At 72.5% G+C, this 16,873-nt stretch carries 19 protein-coding genes; 6 read left to right on the top strand and 13 right to left on the bottom strand.

The features are described 5' to 3' along the window. Nucleotides 1-22 precede the first annotated feature (22 nt). Nucleotides 23-649 (top strand): TIGR03085 family metal-binding protein, encoded by a 627-nt coding sequence (locus tag BLT76_RS10055; protein ID WP_170867004.1) that lies wholly within the window; start codon nt 23-25, stop codon nt 647-649. Nucleotides 650-660: 11 nt separating this feature from the next. Here the strand turns inward: BLT76_RS10055 and BLT76_RS10050 are convergent, their stop codons facing one another. Further along, nucleotides 661-1,548 carry a hypothetical protein gene (locus tag BLT76_RS10050; protein ID WP_090854722.1) on the bottom strand — a complete coding sequence of 296 codons (888 nt, stop codon included), beginning with the start codon at nt 1,546-1,548 and terminating at the stop codon, nt 661-663. A 241-nt stretch (nt 1,549-1,789) separates the two neighbouring features. Between BLT76_RS10050 and BLT76_RS10045 the strand changes: the two genes are divergently transcribed. Further along, nucleotides 1,790-2,236, top strand: a complete 447-nt coding sequence (locus BLT76_RS10045; protein ID WP_090854719.1) for an SRPBCC family protein — start codon at nt 1,790-1,792, stop codon at nt 2,234-2,236. A 7-nt stretch (nt 2,237-2,243) separates the two neighbouring features. On the opposite strand, the gene BLT76_RS10040 is transcribed toward BLT76_RS10045, so the two are convergent. From BLT76_RS10040 to hisD, 9 genes are all read right to left on the bottom strand, one after another. After that, entirely contained in the window at nt 2,244-2,612 is a 369-nt protein-coding gene (locus BLT76_RS10040; RefSeq protein ID WP_090854716.1) for a hypothetical protein, read from the bottom strand. Then, nucleotides 2,609-3,148 carry an MOSC domain-containing protein gene (locus tag BLT76_RS10035; protein WP_179714431.1) on the bottom strand — a complete coding sequence of 180 codons (540 nt, stop codon included), beginning with the start codon at nt 3,146-3,148 and terminating at the stop codon, nt 2,609-2,611. Before BLT76_RS10035 ends, BLT76_RS10040 begins: the two co-directional genes overlap by 4 nt. After that, complete coding sequence (gene hisF, locus BLT76_RS10030) at nt 3,145-3,906, bottom strand: imidazole glycerol phosphate synthase subunit HisF (protein ID WP_090854713.1); 762 nt, start codon at nt 3,904-3,906, stop codon at nt 3,145-3,147. Before hisF ends, BLT76_RS10035 begins: the two co-directional genes overlap by 4 nt. Continuing rightward, nucleotides 3,903-4,637 carry a bifunctional 1-(5-phosphoribosyl)-5-((5-phosphoribosylamino)methylideneamino)imidazole-4-carboxamide isomerase/phosphoribosylanthranilate isomerase PriA gene (gene priA, locus BLT76_RS10025; protein ID WP_090854709.1) on the bottom strand — a complete coding sequence of 245 codons (735 nt, stop codon included), beginning with the start codon at nt 4,635-4,637 and terminating at the stop codon, nt 3,903-3,905. The genes hisF and priA overlap by 4 nt, the downstream gene beginning before the upstream one ends. 13 nt (nt 4,638-4,650) lie before the next feature. After that, nucleotides 4,651-4,983: a hypothetical protein gene (locus BLT76_RS10020; protein ID WP_090854706.1), complete on the bottom strand. Its 333-nt coding sequence runs from the start codon at nt 4,981-4,983 to the stop codon at nt 4,651-4,653. Between the two features lie 7 nt (nt 4,984-4,990). After that, the gene (gene hisH, locus BLT76_RS10015) at nt 4,991-5,626 is read right to left on the bottom strand and encodes an imidazole glycerol phosphate synthase subunit HisH (protein WP_090854702.1); all 636 of its coding nucleotides are present in this window, start codon (nt 5,624-5,626) and stop codon (nt 4,991-4,993) included. Nucleotides 5,627-5,708: 82 nt separating this feature from the next. Further along, on the bottom strand, nt 5,709-6,317 hold the full coding sequence (gene hisB, locus BLT76_RS10010; RefSeq protein ID WP_090854699.1) for an imidazoleglycerol-phosphate dehydratase HisB: 609 nt from the start codon (nt 6,315-6,317) through the stop codon (nt 5,709-5,711). Continuing rightward, nucleotides 6,314-7,411: a histidinol-phosphate transaminase gene (locus tag BLT76_RS10005; RefSeq protein ID WP_373366997.1), complete on the bottom strand. Its 1,098-nt coding sequence runs from the start codon at nt 7,409-7,411 to the stop codon at nt 6,314-6,316. Before BLT76_RS10005 ends, hisB begins: the two co-directional genes overlap by 4 nt. Continuing rightward, nucleotides 7,402-8,706 (bottom strand): histidinol dehydrogenase, encoded by a 1,305-nt coding sequence (gene hisD / locus BLT76_RS10000; RefSeq protein ID WP_090854693.1) that lies wholly within the window; start codon nt 8,704-8,706, stop codon nt 7,402-7,404. The genes BLT76_RS10005 and hisD overlap by 10 nt, the downstream gene beginning before the upstream one ends. Before the next feature lie 69 nt (nt 8,707-8,775). On the opposite strand from hisD, the gene BLT76_RS09995 reads away from it, so the two are divergent. Then, nucleotides 8,776-9,441, top strand: a complete 666-nt coding sequence (locus tag BLT76_RS09995) for an LON peptidase substrate-binding domain-containing protein (RefSeq protein ID WP_090854690.1) — start codon at nt 8,776-8,778, stop codon at nt 9,439-9,441. After that, the gene (ybaK, locus tag BLT76_RS09990) at nt 9,441-9,935 is read left to right on the top strand and encodes a Cys-tRNA(Pro) deacylase (protein ID WP_090854687.1); all 495 of its coding nucleotides are present in this window, start codon (nt 9,441-9,443) and stop codon (nt 9,933-9,935) included. Before BLT76_RS09995 ends, ybaK begins: the two co-directional genes overlap by 1 nt. 7 nt (nt 9,936-9,942) lie before the next feature. On the opposite strand, the gene BLT76_RS09985 is transcribed toward ybaK, so the two are convergent. Genes BLT76_RS09985 through dnaE form a run of 3 tightly spaced genes read right to left on the bottom strand, consistent with a single transcriptional unit; the run spans nt 9,943 to nt 16,007 of the window. Beyond that, nucleotides 9,943-11,886: a DUF3352 domain-containing protein gene (locus BLT76_RS09985; RefSeq protein WP_090854682.1), complete on the bottom strand. Its 1,944-nt coding sequence runs from the start codon at nt 11,884-11,886 to the stop codon at nt 9,943-9,945. Between the two features lie 9 nt (nt 11,887-11,895). After that, entirely contained in the window at nt 11,896-12,411 is a 516-nt protein-coding gene (locus BLT76_RS09980) for a hypothetical protein (protein WP_139175469.1), read from the bottom strand. Nucleotides 12,412-12,452: 41 nt separating this feature from the next. Beyond that, nucleotides 12,453-16,007, bottom strand: a complete 3,555-nt coding sequence (gene dnaE / locus BLT76_RS09975; RefSeq protein ID WP_090854676.1) for a DNA polymerase III subunit alpha — start codon at nt 16,005-16,007, stop codon at nt 12,453-12,455. A 159-nt stretch (nt 16,008-16,166) separates the two neighbouring features. Here dnaE and BLT76_RS25675 point away from each other — a divergent pair, with 159 nt between their 5' ends. After that, nucleotides 16,167-16,310, top strand: a complete 144-nt coding sequence (locus BLT76_RS25675; RefSeq protein ID WP_170867003.1) for a hypothetical protein — start codon at nt 16,167-16,169, stop codon at nt 16,308-16,310. Continuing rightward, nucleotides 16,307-16,870 (top strand): DUF6891 domain-containing protein, encoded by a 564-nt coding sequence (locus BLT76_RS09965; protein WP_090854670.1) that lies wholly within the window; start codon nt 16,307-16,309, stop codon nt 16,868-16,870. The genes BLT76_RS25675 and BLT76_RS09965 overlap by 4 nt, the downstream gene beginning before the upstream one ends. Nucleotides 16,871-16,873 lie beyond the last annotated feature (3 nt).

Here is a 16,873-nt window from a genome sequence, read left to right as displayed (position 1 = left end):
CCTGCTCCCTAGGCTCGGAGGCATGAACCTCGCACGCCGCGAACGACTCGCGCTCTGCGACCTCGCACAGGAGGTCGGGCGCTCCGCCGGCACGCGGTGCGGCGACTGGGACGCGGGCGACCTGGTGGCCCACCTGCTGGTGCGCGAGCGCAGCCCGCTCGGCGCGCTCGGCATCGCCGTCGGCCCGCTCTCCGGGCTCGCCGACCGGGCGATGGCCCGCCTGCAGGAGCAGCCGTACGACGTGCTGGTCGAGCGGCTCCGCTCCCCCGGGCTCACGCCGTACGCCCTGCCTCCGGTGGAGGTGCTCGCCAACACGCTGGAGTACCTCGTCCACCACGAGGACCTGCTCCGCGGGCAGCCGGACTGGGCACCGCGCTCGCTCGCGGCGGCCGACCTGGACCTGGTCTGGCGGTTGGTGGGCGTGTCCGGCCGGATGCTGGTGCGACCCGCGGACGTGCCGGTGCGGGTGGTCCGCTCCGACACCGGCGCGAGCACCACGCTGCGGCGGGGCGCCGACCCGGTCGTGGTGACCGGGCCGGTGGTCGAGGTGACGCTGTTCCTCTTCGGCCGCGCCGCCGTACGCGACGTCGTCCTCGACGGCCCGGACGACCGGGTCGACGCGCTGCGGTCGGCCAGCCTCGGGATCTAGCGCCCGCGGATCTAGCGGTAGGCCCGTCGGGCTCCGGTGAAGGCCCCCACCGGATCCGGTCCGACCACGGTGCCCCAGACCACGGTGTCGACCCGGTCGCCGAGCAGGTCGAGGACCGCCGGAGCCTCCCGTCTCCGGCTGGCCGCGACCAGGCGGGCGGCGATGCTGCTGGCCGCCTCCACGTGGTCGGCCTCGTCGGCCCGCGAGGCCTCCAGGTAGCCCAACGCCGGTGGCAGCGCCTCGGTCAGCATCTCCTCGGCCACGTCGGTCCGCTCGCGGCGCAGCTGGCTGAGGGCGGCGTACGCCGGCAGCAGCACCAGGCGGCTCTGCGGCGCGATCTCGGCCGACGTCACGGCGAAGTCCCAGGACTCCTCCAGGCTGCCGAACCAGCGCGACGACAGCAGCTCGACCGCGGTGGAGCGCCAGGCGAAGCCGGCGGGCGCGGCCGTTGCCGCCTGCGTGATGACGTCGTGGATCCGCAGCGGGCCGGCCTCGCTGGCGTGCGCGAGCTCCAGCGCGGTCGACCACGTGGTGGGGTCCTCGGGCGCGCGGCTGATCGCGGCCTCGACCACGAGGGACGCGTCCTGGAGCCGCTCCTCCGCACCCTCGGCGGCCCGGGCGATCCGCAGCGCCGTGACCGCGCGGGCGACCAGGGCGTCCGGGTCGCCCGGCGCCCAGCCGGCCCAGGTCTCGATCCAGCCCGTCCCCCGGTCGGCCCGGGCGGCCCGGGCGACCAGCTGGTGCCGGTGGTGCCAGCGGCCCTCCTGGCGCAGCACGCTCAGCCGCTCGGCGAGGCCGTGGGCGTCGCCCTCGTGCGCGGCGCTGATCAGGGGCAGGTCGGCGGCGAGGTGCGGGTCGACCTGGACGGGGGTGTCGGGTCGGCGGGAGAAGAGCGGCACAGGAGAGGAGGGTACGGCGCCGCTCCTGAGGCAGGTGCCTCAGTCCGGCCGGTCGGTCGCGGGCTGCGGGCTGCTCCCTGCGGCCCGGTCGGAGGGACCACGCGGGCGGTCGGGAGTAGGAGCCACCTGGCCCCCACTCACTACCTCCTGTCCGGCCCCGACGTACTGACCACCACCTCCGACGACTCCTCGCCCGGACCCACCCCGCCGGAGCGCGAGGACGATTGCCTAGGCTCCCGCCATGCGCACCGACGTGGCCGTGACCCAGGAGCGCCTGATCCCGACCCGTCCGGCAGCGGTGTGGAGCGTCGTCGCCGACCCCGCGATGCAGGAGCGGCTCGACGGCCGCGTCCGTCTGGAGTCGAGTTCCGGCGCGGACGGGGAGGTCGGGTCGGGGTACGTGCTGGCGATCCGGGTCGCACCGCTGGTCAAGATGCGGCTGACGTACGACGTCGTCGAGGCCGACCCCGAGTCCCGCCTGGTCGCCCACGTGACCCGCAAGGGAGTCCGGTACGGCGAGCAGCACGCCGAGCTCACCAGCGGGCCGGACGGCACGCTGCTGCGCTGGACCGTGGTCGTGTCGGTGGGTCCGGTGACGGCACGGATCGCGGAGCAGTCCGTCGCGCAGCAGCTCACCCCATGGCTGGACGCCGTGGCGCGCGAGGCGCAGGCGGTCGGACCGGCCTGAGCACGACTCAGCCGCGCCGGCGGTCGCGCACCAACGCGGCCGTGTTGAGCGCGGCGTAGCCGAGGGTCACGGCCAGCACCTTCGCGCGCACCTTGTTGTCGGGCGCACGCGAGCCGAGCACCACGGCGTCGGCGAGATCGCCGACGATCCGCAGTCCCATCGCTACCTGGACCGCCTTCGGCGACGGCCCCAGCAGGCCGAGACCGCCGATGACGACGTCACGGACCCCGTACGCCTTGGCGATCTTGTCGTACGTCGGCTGCTCGAAGGCGTCGGACTCCATCGCCCGGCCGAGGTGCTCGGGCCTGACCAGCGAGAACACCGCGTAGCCCAGCGTCAACGCCGAGACGCCGCGGCTCAGCACCTGGCCGCTCACAGGTCGTCCTTCGGCTCGGAGTCCAGCTCGGTGACACTGGGGTCGGAGTAGTGCGGGGTGCCGTGCTCCTCGGCCTCGTCCATCTGCTCGCTCTCGGGCTGCTGCTCAGTCATGAGCACCCGGTACCCGTCACCGACCCGCACGACCCCACCCGAAAGAGCACGGAGGACCGAGCCACCTCGCCGGCGCAGCGCCGCGGCGCCGCCCGGGCCGAGGGAGTCGTCCATGATCCGGCACGGCGCCGCCACCCGGACCACCTCGAGCAGCACGTCGCCCAGTCGGACCCGGGCGCCCGGCGCGGTCGGCACCGGCCCGTCGACCGTGACGTTGCGACGGGTGGCGGTCACCAGGAAGCCGCGACCGAGCTCGCGCTGCGCGGCGACCAGATCCTCCAGCGACTGCACGGTGACGTGCCGGTGCCGGGTGCCGTGCCAGCGGTCGCCGACGATGCCGGCGCCGGCCACGACCTGGATCGCGTCGACCTCGTGCATCGGCGCGTGCCGCTCGGGCGCGACCGCGAGGGCGAGCACCCTCACCGGACCGGGTGGCCCGCCCCGGCCAGCGCGGCCTTCACGTCGCCGATCCGCAGGGTGCCGAAGTGGAAGACCGTGGCGGCCAGCACCGCGTCGGCCCCGGCCTCGACGGCCGGCGCGAAGTGCTCGGTGGCCCCGGCGCCGCCGGAGGCGATGACCGGGATCGTGACCTCCCGTCGTACGGCGCGCAGCAGGTCGAGGTCGAAGCCGTCCTGGGTGCCGTCGGCGTCCATCGCGTTGAGCAGGATCTCCCCCGCCCCCAGCTCGGCCGCCCGGACGGCCCAGGCGATCGCGTCCAGGCCGGCCGACTGCCGGCCGCCGTGGGTGGTGACCTCGAAGCCCGAGTCGGTGCCGGCGGCCCGGCGCGCGTCGACCGAGAGCACCAGGACCTGGTTGCCGAACCGGTCGGCCACCTCGGCGATCAGCTCGGGACGGCGGATGGCGGCGGTGTTCATCGCCACCTTGTCGGCCCCGGCGCGCAGCAGCCGGTCGACGTCCTCGACCGAGGACACGCCCCCGCCCACGGTCAGCGGGATGAACACCTGCTCCGCCGTCGCCGAGACGATCTCCATCGTCGTGGCCCGGCCCTCGTGCGAGGCGGAGATGTCGAGGAAGGTCAGCTCGTCGGCGCCCTCCGCGTCGTACACCTTGGCCAGCTCGACGGGGTCGCCGGCGTCGCGCAGCTGCTCGAAGTTGATGCCCTTGACCACCCGGCCGCCGTCGACGTCCAGGCACGGGATGACGCGTACGGCGAGGCTCACGCCCGGGTGCCCTTCGTGAGCGCCAGCGCGTCCTCGAGGGTGAATCGACCCTCGTAGAGCGCGGTGCCGGCGATCGCGCCCTCGACGCCGGCCGGCACCAGCCCCATCAGCGCCTCGATGTCGGCCAGCGTGGTCACCCCGCCGGACGCGATGACCGGGGCATCGGTGACCGCACACACGTCCTGCAGCAGCTGCAGGTTCGGGCCGGCGAGCATCCCGTCCTTGTTGACGTCGGTGACGACGTAGCGGGCGCAGCCCTCGGCGTCGAGGCGGGCCAGCGTCTCGTAGAGGTCGCCGCCCTCCTTCGTCCAGCCGCGGGCCGCCAGGGTGGTGCCGCGGACGTCGAGGCCGATGGCGATCCGGTCCCCGTGCTCGGCGATGATCCGCGCGCACCACTCGGGCTGCTCCAGCGCGGCGGTGCCGATGTTGACCCGCCGGCAGCCGGTGGCCAGCGCGGCCTCCAGCGACTCGTCGTCTCGGATGCCGCCGCTCATCTCGACCTGGATGTCGAGGGCGCCGACGATCTCGGCCTGCAGCTCGCGGTTGGTGCCACGACCGAACGCCGCGTCCAGGTCGACCAGGTGCAGCCACTCCGCGCCCGCGTCCTGCCAGCGGCGGGCGGCGGCCACGGGATCGCCGTACACGCGCTCGGAGCCGGCGACGCCCTGGGCGAGCTGGACGGCCCGGCCCTCGGTGATGTCGACGGCGGGGAGGAGCTGGAGGTAGGACATGGAGGGATTCCTTCTAGGTACGGCGGCGGAACAGCATCGTGTACAGGACGGGGGCGGCCAGCGGGGTGATCGCCAGGGCCAGCGCGCGCTCGGCCCAGCCGGTGGAGAACGCGACGACCAGCACGTTGGCGAGGAGGAGCAGCAGCCCGGTCGCCCAGACCTGCTTGCGGCGGCGCTCGGCGAGCACCCCGCCGGCCCGGGGACGACGGCGCGGCAGCCGCGAGGTCACCACCCGCAACCGGGCCTCCCGCCGCTCGCGTCGCTCGGCCTCGGCGGCCCGGGCGGCCGCGACGACGGCCGCCTCGCGCTCGCGCTCGGCGCGGCGGAGCTGGCGCTCCTTGCTCACGGCCGGCTCACAGCGACTGGACCCAGTTGCGCAGCAGCGCGGCGCCGGCGTCGCCGGACTTCTCCGGGTGGAACTGGGTCGCCGAGAGCGGCCCGTTCTCGACGGCCGCCACGAACCGGTCGCCGCCGTGCTCGGCCCAGGTGACCAGCGGGGCCTTGGTCCGGTCGTTGGTGACCAGCGTCCAGTCGCGGACGCCGTACGAGTGCACGAAGTAGAAGCGCTCGTCCTCGACCCCGGCGAACAGCGTGGTGTCGGGCTGGGTCTCGACGGTGTTCCAGCCCATGTGCGGGACGACCGGCGCCTGCAGCCGCTCGACGACCCCGGGCCACTCGTCGCACCCCTCGGTCTCGACGCCGTGCTCGACGCCGCGGGCGAAGAGCACCTGCATGCCCACGCAGATCCCCAGCACCGGGCGCCCGCCGGCCAGCCGGCGGCCGATCAGCCGGTCGCCCCTGACCTCGCGCAGGCCGGCCATGCAGGCGGCGTACGCCCCGACGCCCGGCACCAGCAGGCCGTCGGCCTCCAGGCAGGTGTCGAAGTCCGACGTCAGCTCGACCTGAGCCCCGGCCCGCTCGACCGCCCGGACCGCGGACCGGAGGTTGCCGGAGCCGTAGTCGAGGACGGCGATCCGTGGCGCGGTCACATCGCCTCCGCAGGATCGGGGCCCCCGCGGCGTTGTCCGGTGGAGGAGCGAAGCGGGGGAACCGGAGAACGCCGTGGGGTGATCAGAGCGCACCCTTGGTCGAGGGGATGCCGGTCTCGCGCGGGTCGAAGGCGACCGCGTCGCGGAAGGCCCGGGCGAACGCCTTGAACTGGGTCTCCACGATGTGGTGCGGCTCGCGGCCGGCCAGCACCCGCACGTGCAGCGCGAAGTGGGCGTGGAAGGCGATCGACTCGAAGACGTGCTGCGTCAGCGACCCCAGGTACGCCGGCGTCGACCCGCCGAGCTGGACGTACTGCTGTCCCTCCGGCTCGCCGGTGTGCACGCAGTAGGGCCGACCGGAGACGTCGACGACCGCCTGCACGAGCGCCTCGTCGAGCGGGACGGTGGCGTCGCCGAAGCGGCGGATGCCCTTCTTGTCCCCCAGCGCCTGGCGCAGGGCCTGGCCGAGGGCGATCGCGGTGTCCTCGGTCGTGTGGTGGGCGTCGATCCAGTGGTCGCCCTCGGACTGCACCGTCAGGTCGACCAGGCTGTGCCGCGCGAACGCGGTGAGCATGTGGTCGTAGAAGCCGATGCCGGTGGAGATGTCGTGCCGGCCGGAGCCGTCGAGGTCGACCTCGACGAGCACCTTCGACTCGCTGGTCTGCCGCTCGATGCGTGCGGTCCTGCTCATGACTTCTCCTCCGTGACCTCGGTCAAGGCCTGCTTGAACGTCTTCATCTCGTCGGCCGTGCCGATCGACACCCGCAGCCAGCCCTCGGGGCCGACCTCGCGGATCAGCACCCCCCGGTCGAGCAGGCCCTGCCACACAGCATGGCGGTCGGGGAACGTCCCGAACAACGCGAAATTGGCGTCGCTGTCGGCGACCTGGTGGCCCTGGGCGCGCAGCCAGGCGACGGTGTCGTCCCGCTCGGCCCGCAGCTCGTCGACCTTGCCGAGCAGCTCCGGCGCGTGCCGCAGCGCCGCCAGCGCGGTCGCCTGGGTGACGGCGCTCAGGTGGTAGGGCAGCCGGACGACGCGGATCGCGTCGCAGATCGCCGGGTCCGCGGCCAGGTAGCCGAGCCGCAGGCCGGCGGCCGCGAACGCCTTGCTCATGGTCCGGGTGACGACCAGGTTCCGATAGGTCGGCAGCAGCTCCAGCGCGCTCGGCACGCCGGTGCGGCGGAACTCGCCGTACGCCTCGTCGACGACGACGAGGCCCTCCCCGGCGGCCTCGCACAGCGCGCCGACCGCCTCCGGCGGGAGCGCGGTGCCGGTCGGGTTGTTCGGGCTCGGCAGCAGCACCACCGCCGGCCTCTTCTCCCGGACCAGCGCGGCGGCCGCGTCGAGGTCGATCGAGAAGTCGTCCTCGCGCCGCCCCTGGACCCACTCGGTGACCGAGTCGCGGGCGTACTCGGGATACATCGAGTACGTCGGCGCGAAGCTCATGGCGCTGCGACCCGGCCCGCCGAAGGCCTGCAGCAGCTGCAGCATCACCTCGTTGGAGCCGTTGGCCGCCCACACCTGCTCCGGGGCGATGCCGTGCGGCGTGTCCCGCGAGAGATACGACGCCAGCGCGCCGCGGAGCTCCACGAACTCGCGGTCGGGGTAGCGGTTCAGCGTCGTCGCCGCGTGCGCGACCGCGGTCGCGATGTCGGCCACGCAGGCCGGCGACGGGCCGTAGGGGTTCTCGTTGACGTTGAGCTGGACGGGCACGTCCAGCTGGGGGGCGCCGTACGGCTCGAGGCCGCGCAGCTCCTCCCGCAGAGGGGGGAAAGTCACTCGAATCTCACCCTCACGGCCTGGCCGTGGCCGGGCAGGTCCTCGGCCTCGGCGAGGGTCACGACGTGGTCGGCAACCTCCGCCAGGGCCTGCGACGAGTAGTCGACGACGTGCATCGACCGGGTGAAGGCCCGCACCGACAGCCCGCTGCTGTGGCAGGCGCAGCCGGCAGTGGGGAGCACGTGATTGGAGCCGGCGCAGTAGTCGCCGAGGCTCACCGGGGCGTGCGGGCCGACGAAGATCGCGCCGGCGTTGCGGACCCGGGCCGCCCAGGCGGCAGCGTCGGCGGTCTGGATCTCGAGGTGCTCGGCGGCGTAGGCGTCGACCACGGCCAGGCCCTGCTCCAGGTCGTCGACCAGGACGACCGCGGACTGCGGACCGGTCAGCGCGGTGCGGATCCGCTCGGTGTGGCGGGTCGCGAAGACCTGCTTGTCGAGCTCGACCAGCACCTCGTCGGCCAGCTGCTCGCTGGGCGTGACCAGCACGCTGGCGGCCATCGGGTCGTGCTCGGCCTGGCTGACCAGGTCGGCCGCGACGAACGAGGCCTCCGCGGTCTCGTCGGCCAGGATCGCGATCTCGGTCGGGCCGGCCTCCGAGTCGATACCGACGACGCCGCGGACCAGCCGCTTGGCGGCGGCGACGTAGACGTTGCCGGGGCCGGTCACCAGGTCGACCGGGGCGCACGAGCCGGCGCCGTGGGCGAACATGGCGATCGCCTGGGCACCGCCGACGGCGTACACCTCGTCGACGCCGAGCAGCGCGCACGCGGCCATGATCGTGGGGTGGACGGAGCCGCCGAAGTCCTTCTGCGGCGGGCTGGCGAGCGCGATCGAGCCGACCCCGGCGACCTGGGCGGGAACGGCGTTCATCAGCACGCTGGAGACCAACGGGGCCAGCCCGCCCGGCACGTAGAGACCCACGCGGCCGATCGGCACCTTGCGGTGGGTCACCCGCGCGCCGGGACCGAGGTCGGTGGTGACGTCGTGCTCCAGCTCGGCGGCGCTGGTGATCCGCAGCCGGCGCACCGACTCCTCCAGGCCGGCCCGGATGGCGGGGTCGAGCTCGTCGAGAGCGCGGCGCAGCGCCTCCGGCGCGACCCGGACGTCGTCGAGCGCGACACCGTCGAACTGCTCGCCGTACTCGCGGATCGCGTCGAGCCCGCGGGTGCGGACCGCCTCGATGATCGGGCCGACCGCATGCGTCGCGGCCTCGACGTCGAGCTCCGCACGCGGCACAGCCGCGCGGTAGTCGACGGGCGCGCCACCGGTGGCGGCGGCCCTGAGGTCGATACGGCGCATCATGGGGTCGATTCTACGAGCGCCGCGCCCACCCTCCCGAAACGACGACGAGGGCTGGACTACGTTGCAGGGGTGACGGAGACGCTGCCGATGTTCCCGCTGAACGCGGTGCTGTTCCCCGGTGTCAGCGTGCCGCTGCACGTCTTCGAGGACCGCTACCGCGCGTTGGTGCACCACCTGCTGCGGGTCGACGACCCCACCGAGCGGGTCTTCGGCTCCGTGGGCATCCGCGAGGGCTACGAGGTCGGGGACCACGGGGCGCAGTCGCTCTACCGCGTCGGCTGCAAGGTGCTGCTCACCGAGGTCGAGGCGCAGGCCGACGGCTCGTTCGACGTGGTCGCGGTCGGCCTGGACCGGATCGAGCTGGAGCGGCTCGACACCAGCGGTCCCTTCCCGGTCGGCCACGTCGTCGACCGACCCGAGGTGCCCAGCCCGGTGGGCGAGCCGGTGCTCGAGGCCGCGCGGGCCACGTTCTCCGCGTACCGGGCCGCGCTGGCCGGCATCCGGGCCGACCCCTACTCGGGCTCGCTCCCCCGCGACCCGTCGTACCTCTCCTGGACGCTGGCGGCGGTCGCTCCGCTGCCGATGCCCGAGCGGCAGTCGCTGCTGGAGGCCGAGGACGCCGGCGAACGGCTGATCCTGGTCACCGACCTGCTCCGGTCGGAGCTGCGGGCGATGAACGTCATCCCGTCCCTCCCCGCGACCGAGGTCGCCCGGACCCGCTGGAGTCCGAACTAGTGTCCAGGAAGCAGAAGCCGGCCGGCGGCACGCCCGCGACCGTCGCCCTGACCGCGGCCGGGATCGAGTACACGCTCCACCCCTATGAGCACGACCCGCGGGCGGAGTCCTACGGCCTGGAGGCGGCCGAGGTGCTGGGACTCGACCCGGCCCGGGTCTTCAAGACCCTGATGGCCAGCGTCGACGGCCGGCTCGCGGTCGCCGTCGTCCCGGTCTCCGGTCAGCTCGACCTGAAGGCGCTGGCCAAGGCCCTGGGCGCCAGCCGGGCGGCGATGGCCGACAAGGCCGCCGCCGAGCGCGCGACCGGGTACGTCGTCGGTGGGATCTCCCCCGTCGGCCAGAAGCGACCGCACCCGACCGTGGTCGACGCGACCGCTCTGGGCCATCCGACGATCTACGTCTCGGCGGGCCGGCGCGGCCTCGACCTGGAGATCGCCCCGGCCGACCTGGTCGCGGTCACCGGGGCGACCACGGCCGAGGTCGGCCGGAGCTGATCTCTGCTCAGTCCGTGCTGAGCCGCAGCTCGACGTGGGAGACCCCGTCGTCCTCCCACGAGCTGATCCCGAGGGCGGCCAGCGGGTCCAGGTTGGCGAGGACCTCCTCGTCGGCCCCCATCTCGTCGCCGAGCTGCTCGTTCAGCAGGTCGGTGAGCGCGCCGAGGTCGAGGTAGAGGACCGCCGCCGCGTCGTCCTCGCCGATGACCGACTCGAAGCGCTCCGAATCGCCCAGGTCGCCATCCCCGGCCACCTTCTCCCGGTACGACGAGCTCGGGCCGACGACGATCACGCCGTCGCCGCTCGAGGACTCGATGACCTGCGCGGCCTCGCCCAGCTGGGGGCGCACCTTGTCGAGCACCTTCTCGATCTCGTCGGGGTCGCCGAGCACCTTGACCGCGACCGGGAGGTCGGAGGGGTCACCGGACTCGAAGAGCGCCTCGAGGTCGACGTCGCGGCCCACCGCCAGGGCGGTGGAGTCGCCCAGCAGGGTCTCGGCGTCCTCGGGCAGGGTGAGCCCGGTCGCCTCCTCAGCCTGCTGGAGCAGCTCCTCGACGTCCTCGCCGAGCGAGGGCGCCACGGTGGTGAGGATCTCGGTGAACCAGCCCTGCTGCAGCCCGAACCCGACGGCGGCCAGGGTGTCGGCCGGCAGGGAGCCGACCGCCTCGCCACCGCCGTCCCCGTAGAGCTTCTCGGCGTCGGGACCGGGGTCCGCGGCCACCTCCAGCGCCAGGGCACCTCCGTCGAAGCGGATCGTCGCGGCGGCGCCCTGGAAGTCCTTCAGCACCGTGGTCAGCTCGTCGGTGACCTCGTCGGGGACCTGGCTGGGCAGCTCCTCGGTCATGCCCTCGAGGTCCTCGGAGCCCGTCGACGGGTCGGACGTCGGGTCCTCGAGACCTGCGAAGTACTCGTCGATCTCCTCCGGGGTCATCGTGGAGAAGTCGGGGATCTCCGAGGGGTCGGGGACCTCCGGGGTCTCGGCCGGTCCGGGCGTCTCGTCCATCCCGGGTACGTCGGCGAACGCCGCGCTGCCCGGCAGGGCGGCGAGGCCGAGCAGGCCCTCGAGGTTCTCGGCGATGAAGGCACCGGCCGCCGGGGCGGCGTACATCGTCACGATGCCCGGGTCGCCCGCGGCCTCGGTCCACTTCTGGTAGGTCTCGTCGTCGGCGAGCGAGCCGTCCGCGGTCGCGTCGACGACCGTCTCGGCGATCTTCGGGGTCTCGGCGACCACGACCCAGGAGTCGTCGACCACCTCGATCCCCGGCTTCTCCGACTCCCCGCCGCCGCAGGCGAAGAGCTCGTCCAGCCCGTCCTGCGCAGCGTCGGCGTCGGTCACCTGGAGGACGAAGACCGGCGATGGCTGCTCCTCGCCCGCCTCCACCGCCGCGACCGCACCGCGGTCCCCGAGCCAGGGCTCCAGGTCGCCGTACTTCAGGTCGCAGGGGGCGTCGGCCAGGACCAGGTCGACCAGCACCTTCTTGACGTCGATGTCTCCCAGGTCGCCGCTGAGGTCCAGCTCGTCGTCGATCGCCGGGAACTTCTTCAGGGTGCGCAGCGCGTCGAGCTTCTGCTCCCCGCTCGGGTCCAGGTCGACGCTGACGTAGCCGATGGTGTCGGCGGGCAGGGCCTCGGCCGGCTGGGATCCGGTCGAGAGGTACCACCAGGCACCGAAGGCGGCACCACCGACCGCTCCCAGGCCCACCACGGCCCCGGCGAGCAGGAAGAACTTCTTGCGACCGCCGCCGGAGGAGCGCGGCCGACGCTCGGGCGGGATCGGCCCGCCACCGCCGTACTCGAGGGTCTCGGCGCCGGGCGGTGGGCCCGTGGGCGGACCACTGGGCGGGCCGCTGGGCGGCGGGCCGCCGGCCGGAGGACCGCCGGGCGGCGGGCCGGCGGGCGGCGGGGGCGGCGGGGGGCTGGAGGGCGGCGGGCCGGGAGGAAGGCTGGACACGGCCGGAGCCTATCCCGGTGGGGGCGGGGCCAATCGTGGTTCGGCGGGTCGGTGACCGGGAGTCGCGAGGAAGACCACGAGGACGGCGCCCAGGGCACCGAGAGGCAGCGCGACGTAGGGACTGACGCCGGTGAGGACCAGGTCGCCCGAGAGCTTGGTGCCGTCCTCGGCGGTCTTGGCCAGGACGTCCGGGTCGGCCGGCCCCAGCGCCGAGCCGACGAGCGCCATCAGCCAGGCCGCCAACGCGGAGCCCACCGCGACCGCGGCCACGGTCACCACCTCAGCCCGGGCCAGGAGGAACGCGCACACGACGCCACCGAGGACGCCCGCGGCCAGCGCGACCAGCACGTAGATCGCGACCGCGTCGAACTCGGCCGCCTGGCCCGGCATGTAGGGATCGGGGTACCAGGTGTGGTCCGAGACCACCCCCGGTGGTGCGTCCCAGATCCGGAACCAGAGCCATCCCGCGCCCAGGCCCAACGCCGCGAACAGGGCCACCACGGCCACCGCCTGTCCCGCCGGCACCCAGCGACCCGAGCGCGTCGGTCGGACCTGGTGGGTCGCGCTCAGCTGGTCAGACAACCGGGCCCCAGCAGCTGCTTGAGATCGGCGAAGAGCGCCGAGCTCGGGGTGACGCGGTTCTCTAGGGACATGACCAGAGTCTTATCTCGGTTGAGCAAACGCAGCCGCACCTCGGTGGTCCCGCGGTGCGTCCCGAGGACGTCCTTGAGCTGGGCCACCACCGGAGGCGTGCACCGGGTCTGGGGCAGGCTGATGACCACCGGACCGCTCGGCCCGTCGGTGATGTCGGGGGCGCTGACCTCCTGGCCGTGGATCTCCGGCTGGTCCTTGCTCTTGGACAGCCGGCCCTTGACCGTGAGGATCGCGTCCTCGACCAGGTAGGTGCTGGCCAGCTGGTAGGAGCTGGGGAACAGCAGCACGTCGATCGCGCCGTCGAGGTCCTCCAGGGTGATCATCGCCCAGGCGTCGCCGCGCTTGGTGATCTTGCGCTGCACCGAGGTGACCAGGCCGCTGATGGTGATCGGTGAGCCGTCCTGGCGGTCCTCGTCGAGCATCAACTGGCCGATGGAGCAGTCGGAGGTGTTGGCGAGGACGTGCTCGAGGCCGAGGAGCGGGTGGTCGGAGACGTAGAGACCGAGCATGTCCCGCTCGTGGCCGAGCAGGGTCATCTTGTCCCACTCGTCGATGTCGGGGATGGTCACCGAGATACCGAAGCCGCCGCCGGCGGACTCGTCGAGGCCGCCGAACAGCGAGTCCTGGCCGATGGCCTCGTTGCGCTTGATGTCGACGTACTGGTCGACCGCGGTCTCGTGGATCGCCACCAGCGCGCGCCGCACGTGCTTCATCTCGTCGAACGCCCCGGCCTTGATCAGCGACTCGATGACCCGCTTGTTGCAGACCAGCGCCGGGACCTTCTCCATAAAGTCGTTGAAGTCGGCGTAGCGCCCCTTCTCCTCGCGACCGGCCACGATGCCGTCGACGACGTTCGCGCCGACGTTGCGCACGGCGGTCAGGCCGAAGCGGATGTCGGTGCCGACCGGGGTGAAGTTCGAGGACGACTCGTTGACGTCGGGCGGGAGCACCTGGATCTTCATCCGGCGGCACTCGTTGAGGTAGATGGCCGACTTGTCCTTGTCGTCCTTGACCGAGGTCAGCAGGGCGGCCATGTACTCGGCCGGGTAGTTGGCCTTCAGATAGGCGGTCCAGTAGGAGACCAGACCGTACGCCGCGGAGTGCGCCTTGTTGAAGGCGTAGTCGGAGAACGGCAGCAGGATGTCCCACAGCGTCTTGACTGCCGCCGCCGAGTAGCCGCGCTCCTGCATGCCGGCGGAGAAGCCGGCGAACTGCTTGTCCAGCTCCTCCTTCTTCTTCTTGCCCATCGCGCGCCGCAGGATGTCGGCCTGACCCAGGCTGTAGCCCGCGAGCTTCTGGGCGATGGCCATGACCTGCTCCTGGTAGACGATCAGACCGTAGGTCTCACCCAGGATGTCCTCGAGCGGCTCGGCCAGCTCGGGGTGGATCGCCTCGACCGGCTCGCGGCCGGTCTTGCGGCGGGCGTACTTGTTGTGGGAGTCGGCGCCCATCGGACCGGGTCGGTAGAGCGCGCCGACGGCCGAGATGTCCTCGAACTCGTCGGGACGCATGCTGCGCAGCAGCGCCCGCATCGGGCCGCCGTCGAGCTGGAACACGCCCAGGGTGTCGCCGCGCTGGAGCAGGCCGTAGGTCGCCTCGTCGGTGAGCGGCAGGTCCTCCAGCACGACGTCGATGTCGCGGTTCATCTTGATGTTCTTGACCGCGTCGTCGAGCACGGTGAGGTTGCGCAGCCCGAGGAAGTCCATCTTGATCAGGCCGAGGCCCTCACAGGTGGGGTAGTCGAACTGGGTGATCATCGCGCCGTCGGCGGGCCGCTTCAGCAGCGGGATCACGTCGACCAGCGGCTCGCTGGACATGATCACGCCGGCGGCGTGCACACCCCACTGACGCTTCAGGCCCTCGATGCCGATCGCGGTGTCGACGACCTTGCGGACGTCGGCGTCGCTGTCGTAGAGCTGGCGGAACTCGCCGCCCTCGCCGTAGCGCTTGTGGCCGGCGTCGAAGATGTCGTTGAGCGGGACGTCCTTGCCCATCACCGCGGCGGGCATCGCCTTGGTGATCCGGTCGCCCATCGCGAACGGGTAGCCGAGGATCCGGCTGGAGTCCTTGACGGCCTGCTTGGCCTTGATGGTGCCGTAGGTGACGATGTAGGAGACCCGGTCGTCGCCGTACTTCTCGGTGACGTACTTGATGACCTCGCCGCGCCGACGCTCGTCGAAGTCGATGTCGAAGTCGGGCATCGAGACGCGATCGGGGTTGAGGAACCGCTCGAAGATCAGGCCGTGCTCGAGCGGGTCGAGGTCGGTGATCCGCATGGCGTAGGCGACCATCGAGCCCGCGCCGGAACCACGGCCCGGGCCGACGCGGATGCCGTTGTCCTTGGCCCAGTTGATGAAGTCGGCGACGACCAGGAAGTAGCCCGGGAAGCCCATCTGGGTGATGACGCCGATCTCGAAGTCGGCCTGCTTGCGCACCTTGTCGGGGATCCCCGTCGGGTAGCGGAAGCGCAGGCCCTTCTCGACCTCCTTGACCAGCCAGGAGTCCTCGTTCTCCCCCGGCGGGCAGGGGAAGCGCGGCATGTAGGTGCCGTTGCCCTCGGTGAACTCGACGTTGCACCGCTCGGCGATCAGGAGCGTGTTGTCGCAGGCCTCGCGCAGGTCGTACTTGTCGACCCACAGCGCCCGCATCTCCTCGGCGCTCTTGATGTAGTAGCCGTCGCCGGAGAAGGCGAAGCGCTGACCCGGGCCGTCGCCGGCCGGGATGTCCATCGTCGAGCCGGAGTTGATGCAGAGCAGGTGCTCCTGCGACTTCGCGTCCTCGCGGTTGACGTAGTGGGAGTCGTTGGTGGCCAGCAGCGGGATCTGCAGGTCCTTGGCGAGGCGGAGCAGCCCGTCGCGGACCCGGTTCTCGATGTCGAGGCCGTGATCCATCAGCTCCAGGAAGTAGTTCTCCTTGCCGAGGATGTCCTGGAAGTCGCCGGCCGCCTTGCGCGCCGCGTCGTACTGGCCGTAGCGGAGGTGGACCTGGACCTCACCGGAAGGGCAGCCGGTGGTGCCGATGATGCCCTTGCCGTGCTGGGACAGCAGCTCGCGGTCCATCCGCGGGTGCTTGAAGAAGCCGTCTCGCCAGGCCCCGGTCGAGAGCCGGAAGAGATTGTGCATGCCCTCGGTCGTCTCCGAGAGCAGCGTCATGTGGGTGTAGGCGCCGCGCGCCGAGACGTCGTCGGAGCCGCCGTCGTAGAAGTTGACGCCCTTCTTCTCGAAGCGCGAGATGTTGGGCGCGAAGTAGGCCTCGATGCCGATGATCGGCTTGACCCCGGCCTTCTTGGCCTTGGAGTAGAACTCGTAGGCGCCGAACACGTTGCCGTGGTCGGTCATGGCGATGGCAGGCATCCCCAGCTCGGCCGCACGCTCGGCCATCGGGCCCAGCCGGGCCGCACCGTCGAGCATCGAGTACTCGGTGTGCACGTGGAGGTGGACGAACGAGTCCTTGGATCCGGCCGACATCGTCGCAGTGCGCTCCTCAGGTGGTGCGTGGGCAGGCAGCATCAGCAGCCGGAGGCGTCGGCAATCGATCCTGGGGGAAGGACGTCAGCCTACGCGACCGCTGACCTCGATGGTGGCACCCGGCACCGACAGTCCGAGGAGCGCCGTAGGCTGCGGGACATGGGGCTCTTCGATCGCTTCCGCCGCGGGGACCGGACTCCTCCTGCCGACCCGCCGCCGGCGGCCGGCGCGGCCCGGCATGAGCTCACCGACTGGCTCCAGGGGCTGGCCGGACCCGGCTCCTCGGTCACGACGACGTCGTGACGGCGGCGATCGACGCCGTGGAGGGCGACCCCGAGGGCTACCCCGGTCTCACCGCGGCCGAGGCCCGTCGGGTCGCCGACGAGGTGTGGTCCGCGGCCCTCACCCGGCAGGAGTCGTGGTCCGACGAAGGCGACTACACCCCGCTGTCCGCAGCCTTCGCCGACCTGGCCGAGGCCGGGATCGTGGCCCGGATGGACTTTACCTGCTGCCAGACCTGCGGGCACGCGGAGATCGCGGACGAGCGGCCCGACGAGGCCACCTGGGGCTACGCCTTCTTCCACCAGCAGGACTCCGAGGGCCTGGAGCCCGGCGGGTCGGACCTGTTCCTCGCGTTCGGCACCTTCCGACCGGTCGACGGGCTGGATCCCGATCTGGTGGGCCGGGCCCGCGACGGCGATCAGGACGCGCGTCAGGAGGTGGCCGAGCTCAGCGACGTGCGCGTCGCGACCCTCATCGCCGACACCCTGCGCCGTCACGGACTGCGCGTCGACTGGGACGGCACGGCCCGGACCCGGATCTGCGTCACCGGGCTCGACTGGCGCAAGCGACTGCCCGTCTGAGGG

Origin of the sequence: Nocardioides lianchengensis (genome assembly GCF_900101465.1) — a bacterium.
Classification (GTDB): domain Bacteria; phylum Actinomycetota; class Actinomycetes; order Propionibacteriales; family Nocardioidaceae; genus Nocardioides; species Nocardioides lianchengensis.
This window is presented reverse-complemented; position numbering and strand designations above follow the sequence as displayed.

Coding starts and splice junctions, on each gene's coding strand:
- hisD (WP_090854693.1), bottom strand. CDS start 8,706: ATGATGCGCCGTATCGACCTCAGGGCCGCCGCCACCGGTGGCGCGCCC.
- BLT76_RS10045 (WP_090854719.1), top strand. CDS start 1,790: ATGCGCACCGACGTGGCCGTGACCCAGGAGCGCCTGATCCCGACCCGT.
- BLT76_RS10055 (WP_170867004.1), top strand. CDS start 23: ATGAACCTCGCACGCCGCGAACGACTCGCGCTCTGCGACCTCGCACAG.
- BLT76_RS25675 (WP_170867003.1), top strand. CDS start 16,167: ATGGGGCTCTTCGATCGCTTCCGCCGCGGGGACCGGACTCCTCCTGCC.
- hisB (WP_090854699.1), bottom strand. CDS start 6,317: ATGAGCAGGACCGCACGCATCGAGCGGCAGACCAGCGAGTCGAAGGTG.
- dnaE (WP_090854676.1), bottom strand. CDS start 16,007: ATGTCGGCCGGATCCAAGGACTCGTTCGTCCACCTCCACGTGCACACC.
- priA (WP_090854709.1), bottom strand. CDS start 4,637: ATGTCCTACCTCCAGCTCCTCCCCGCCGTCGACATCACCGAGGGCCGG.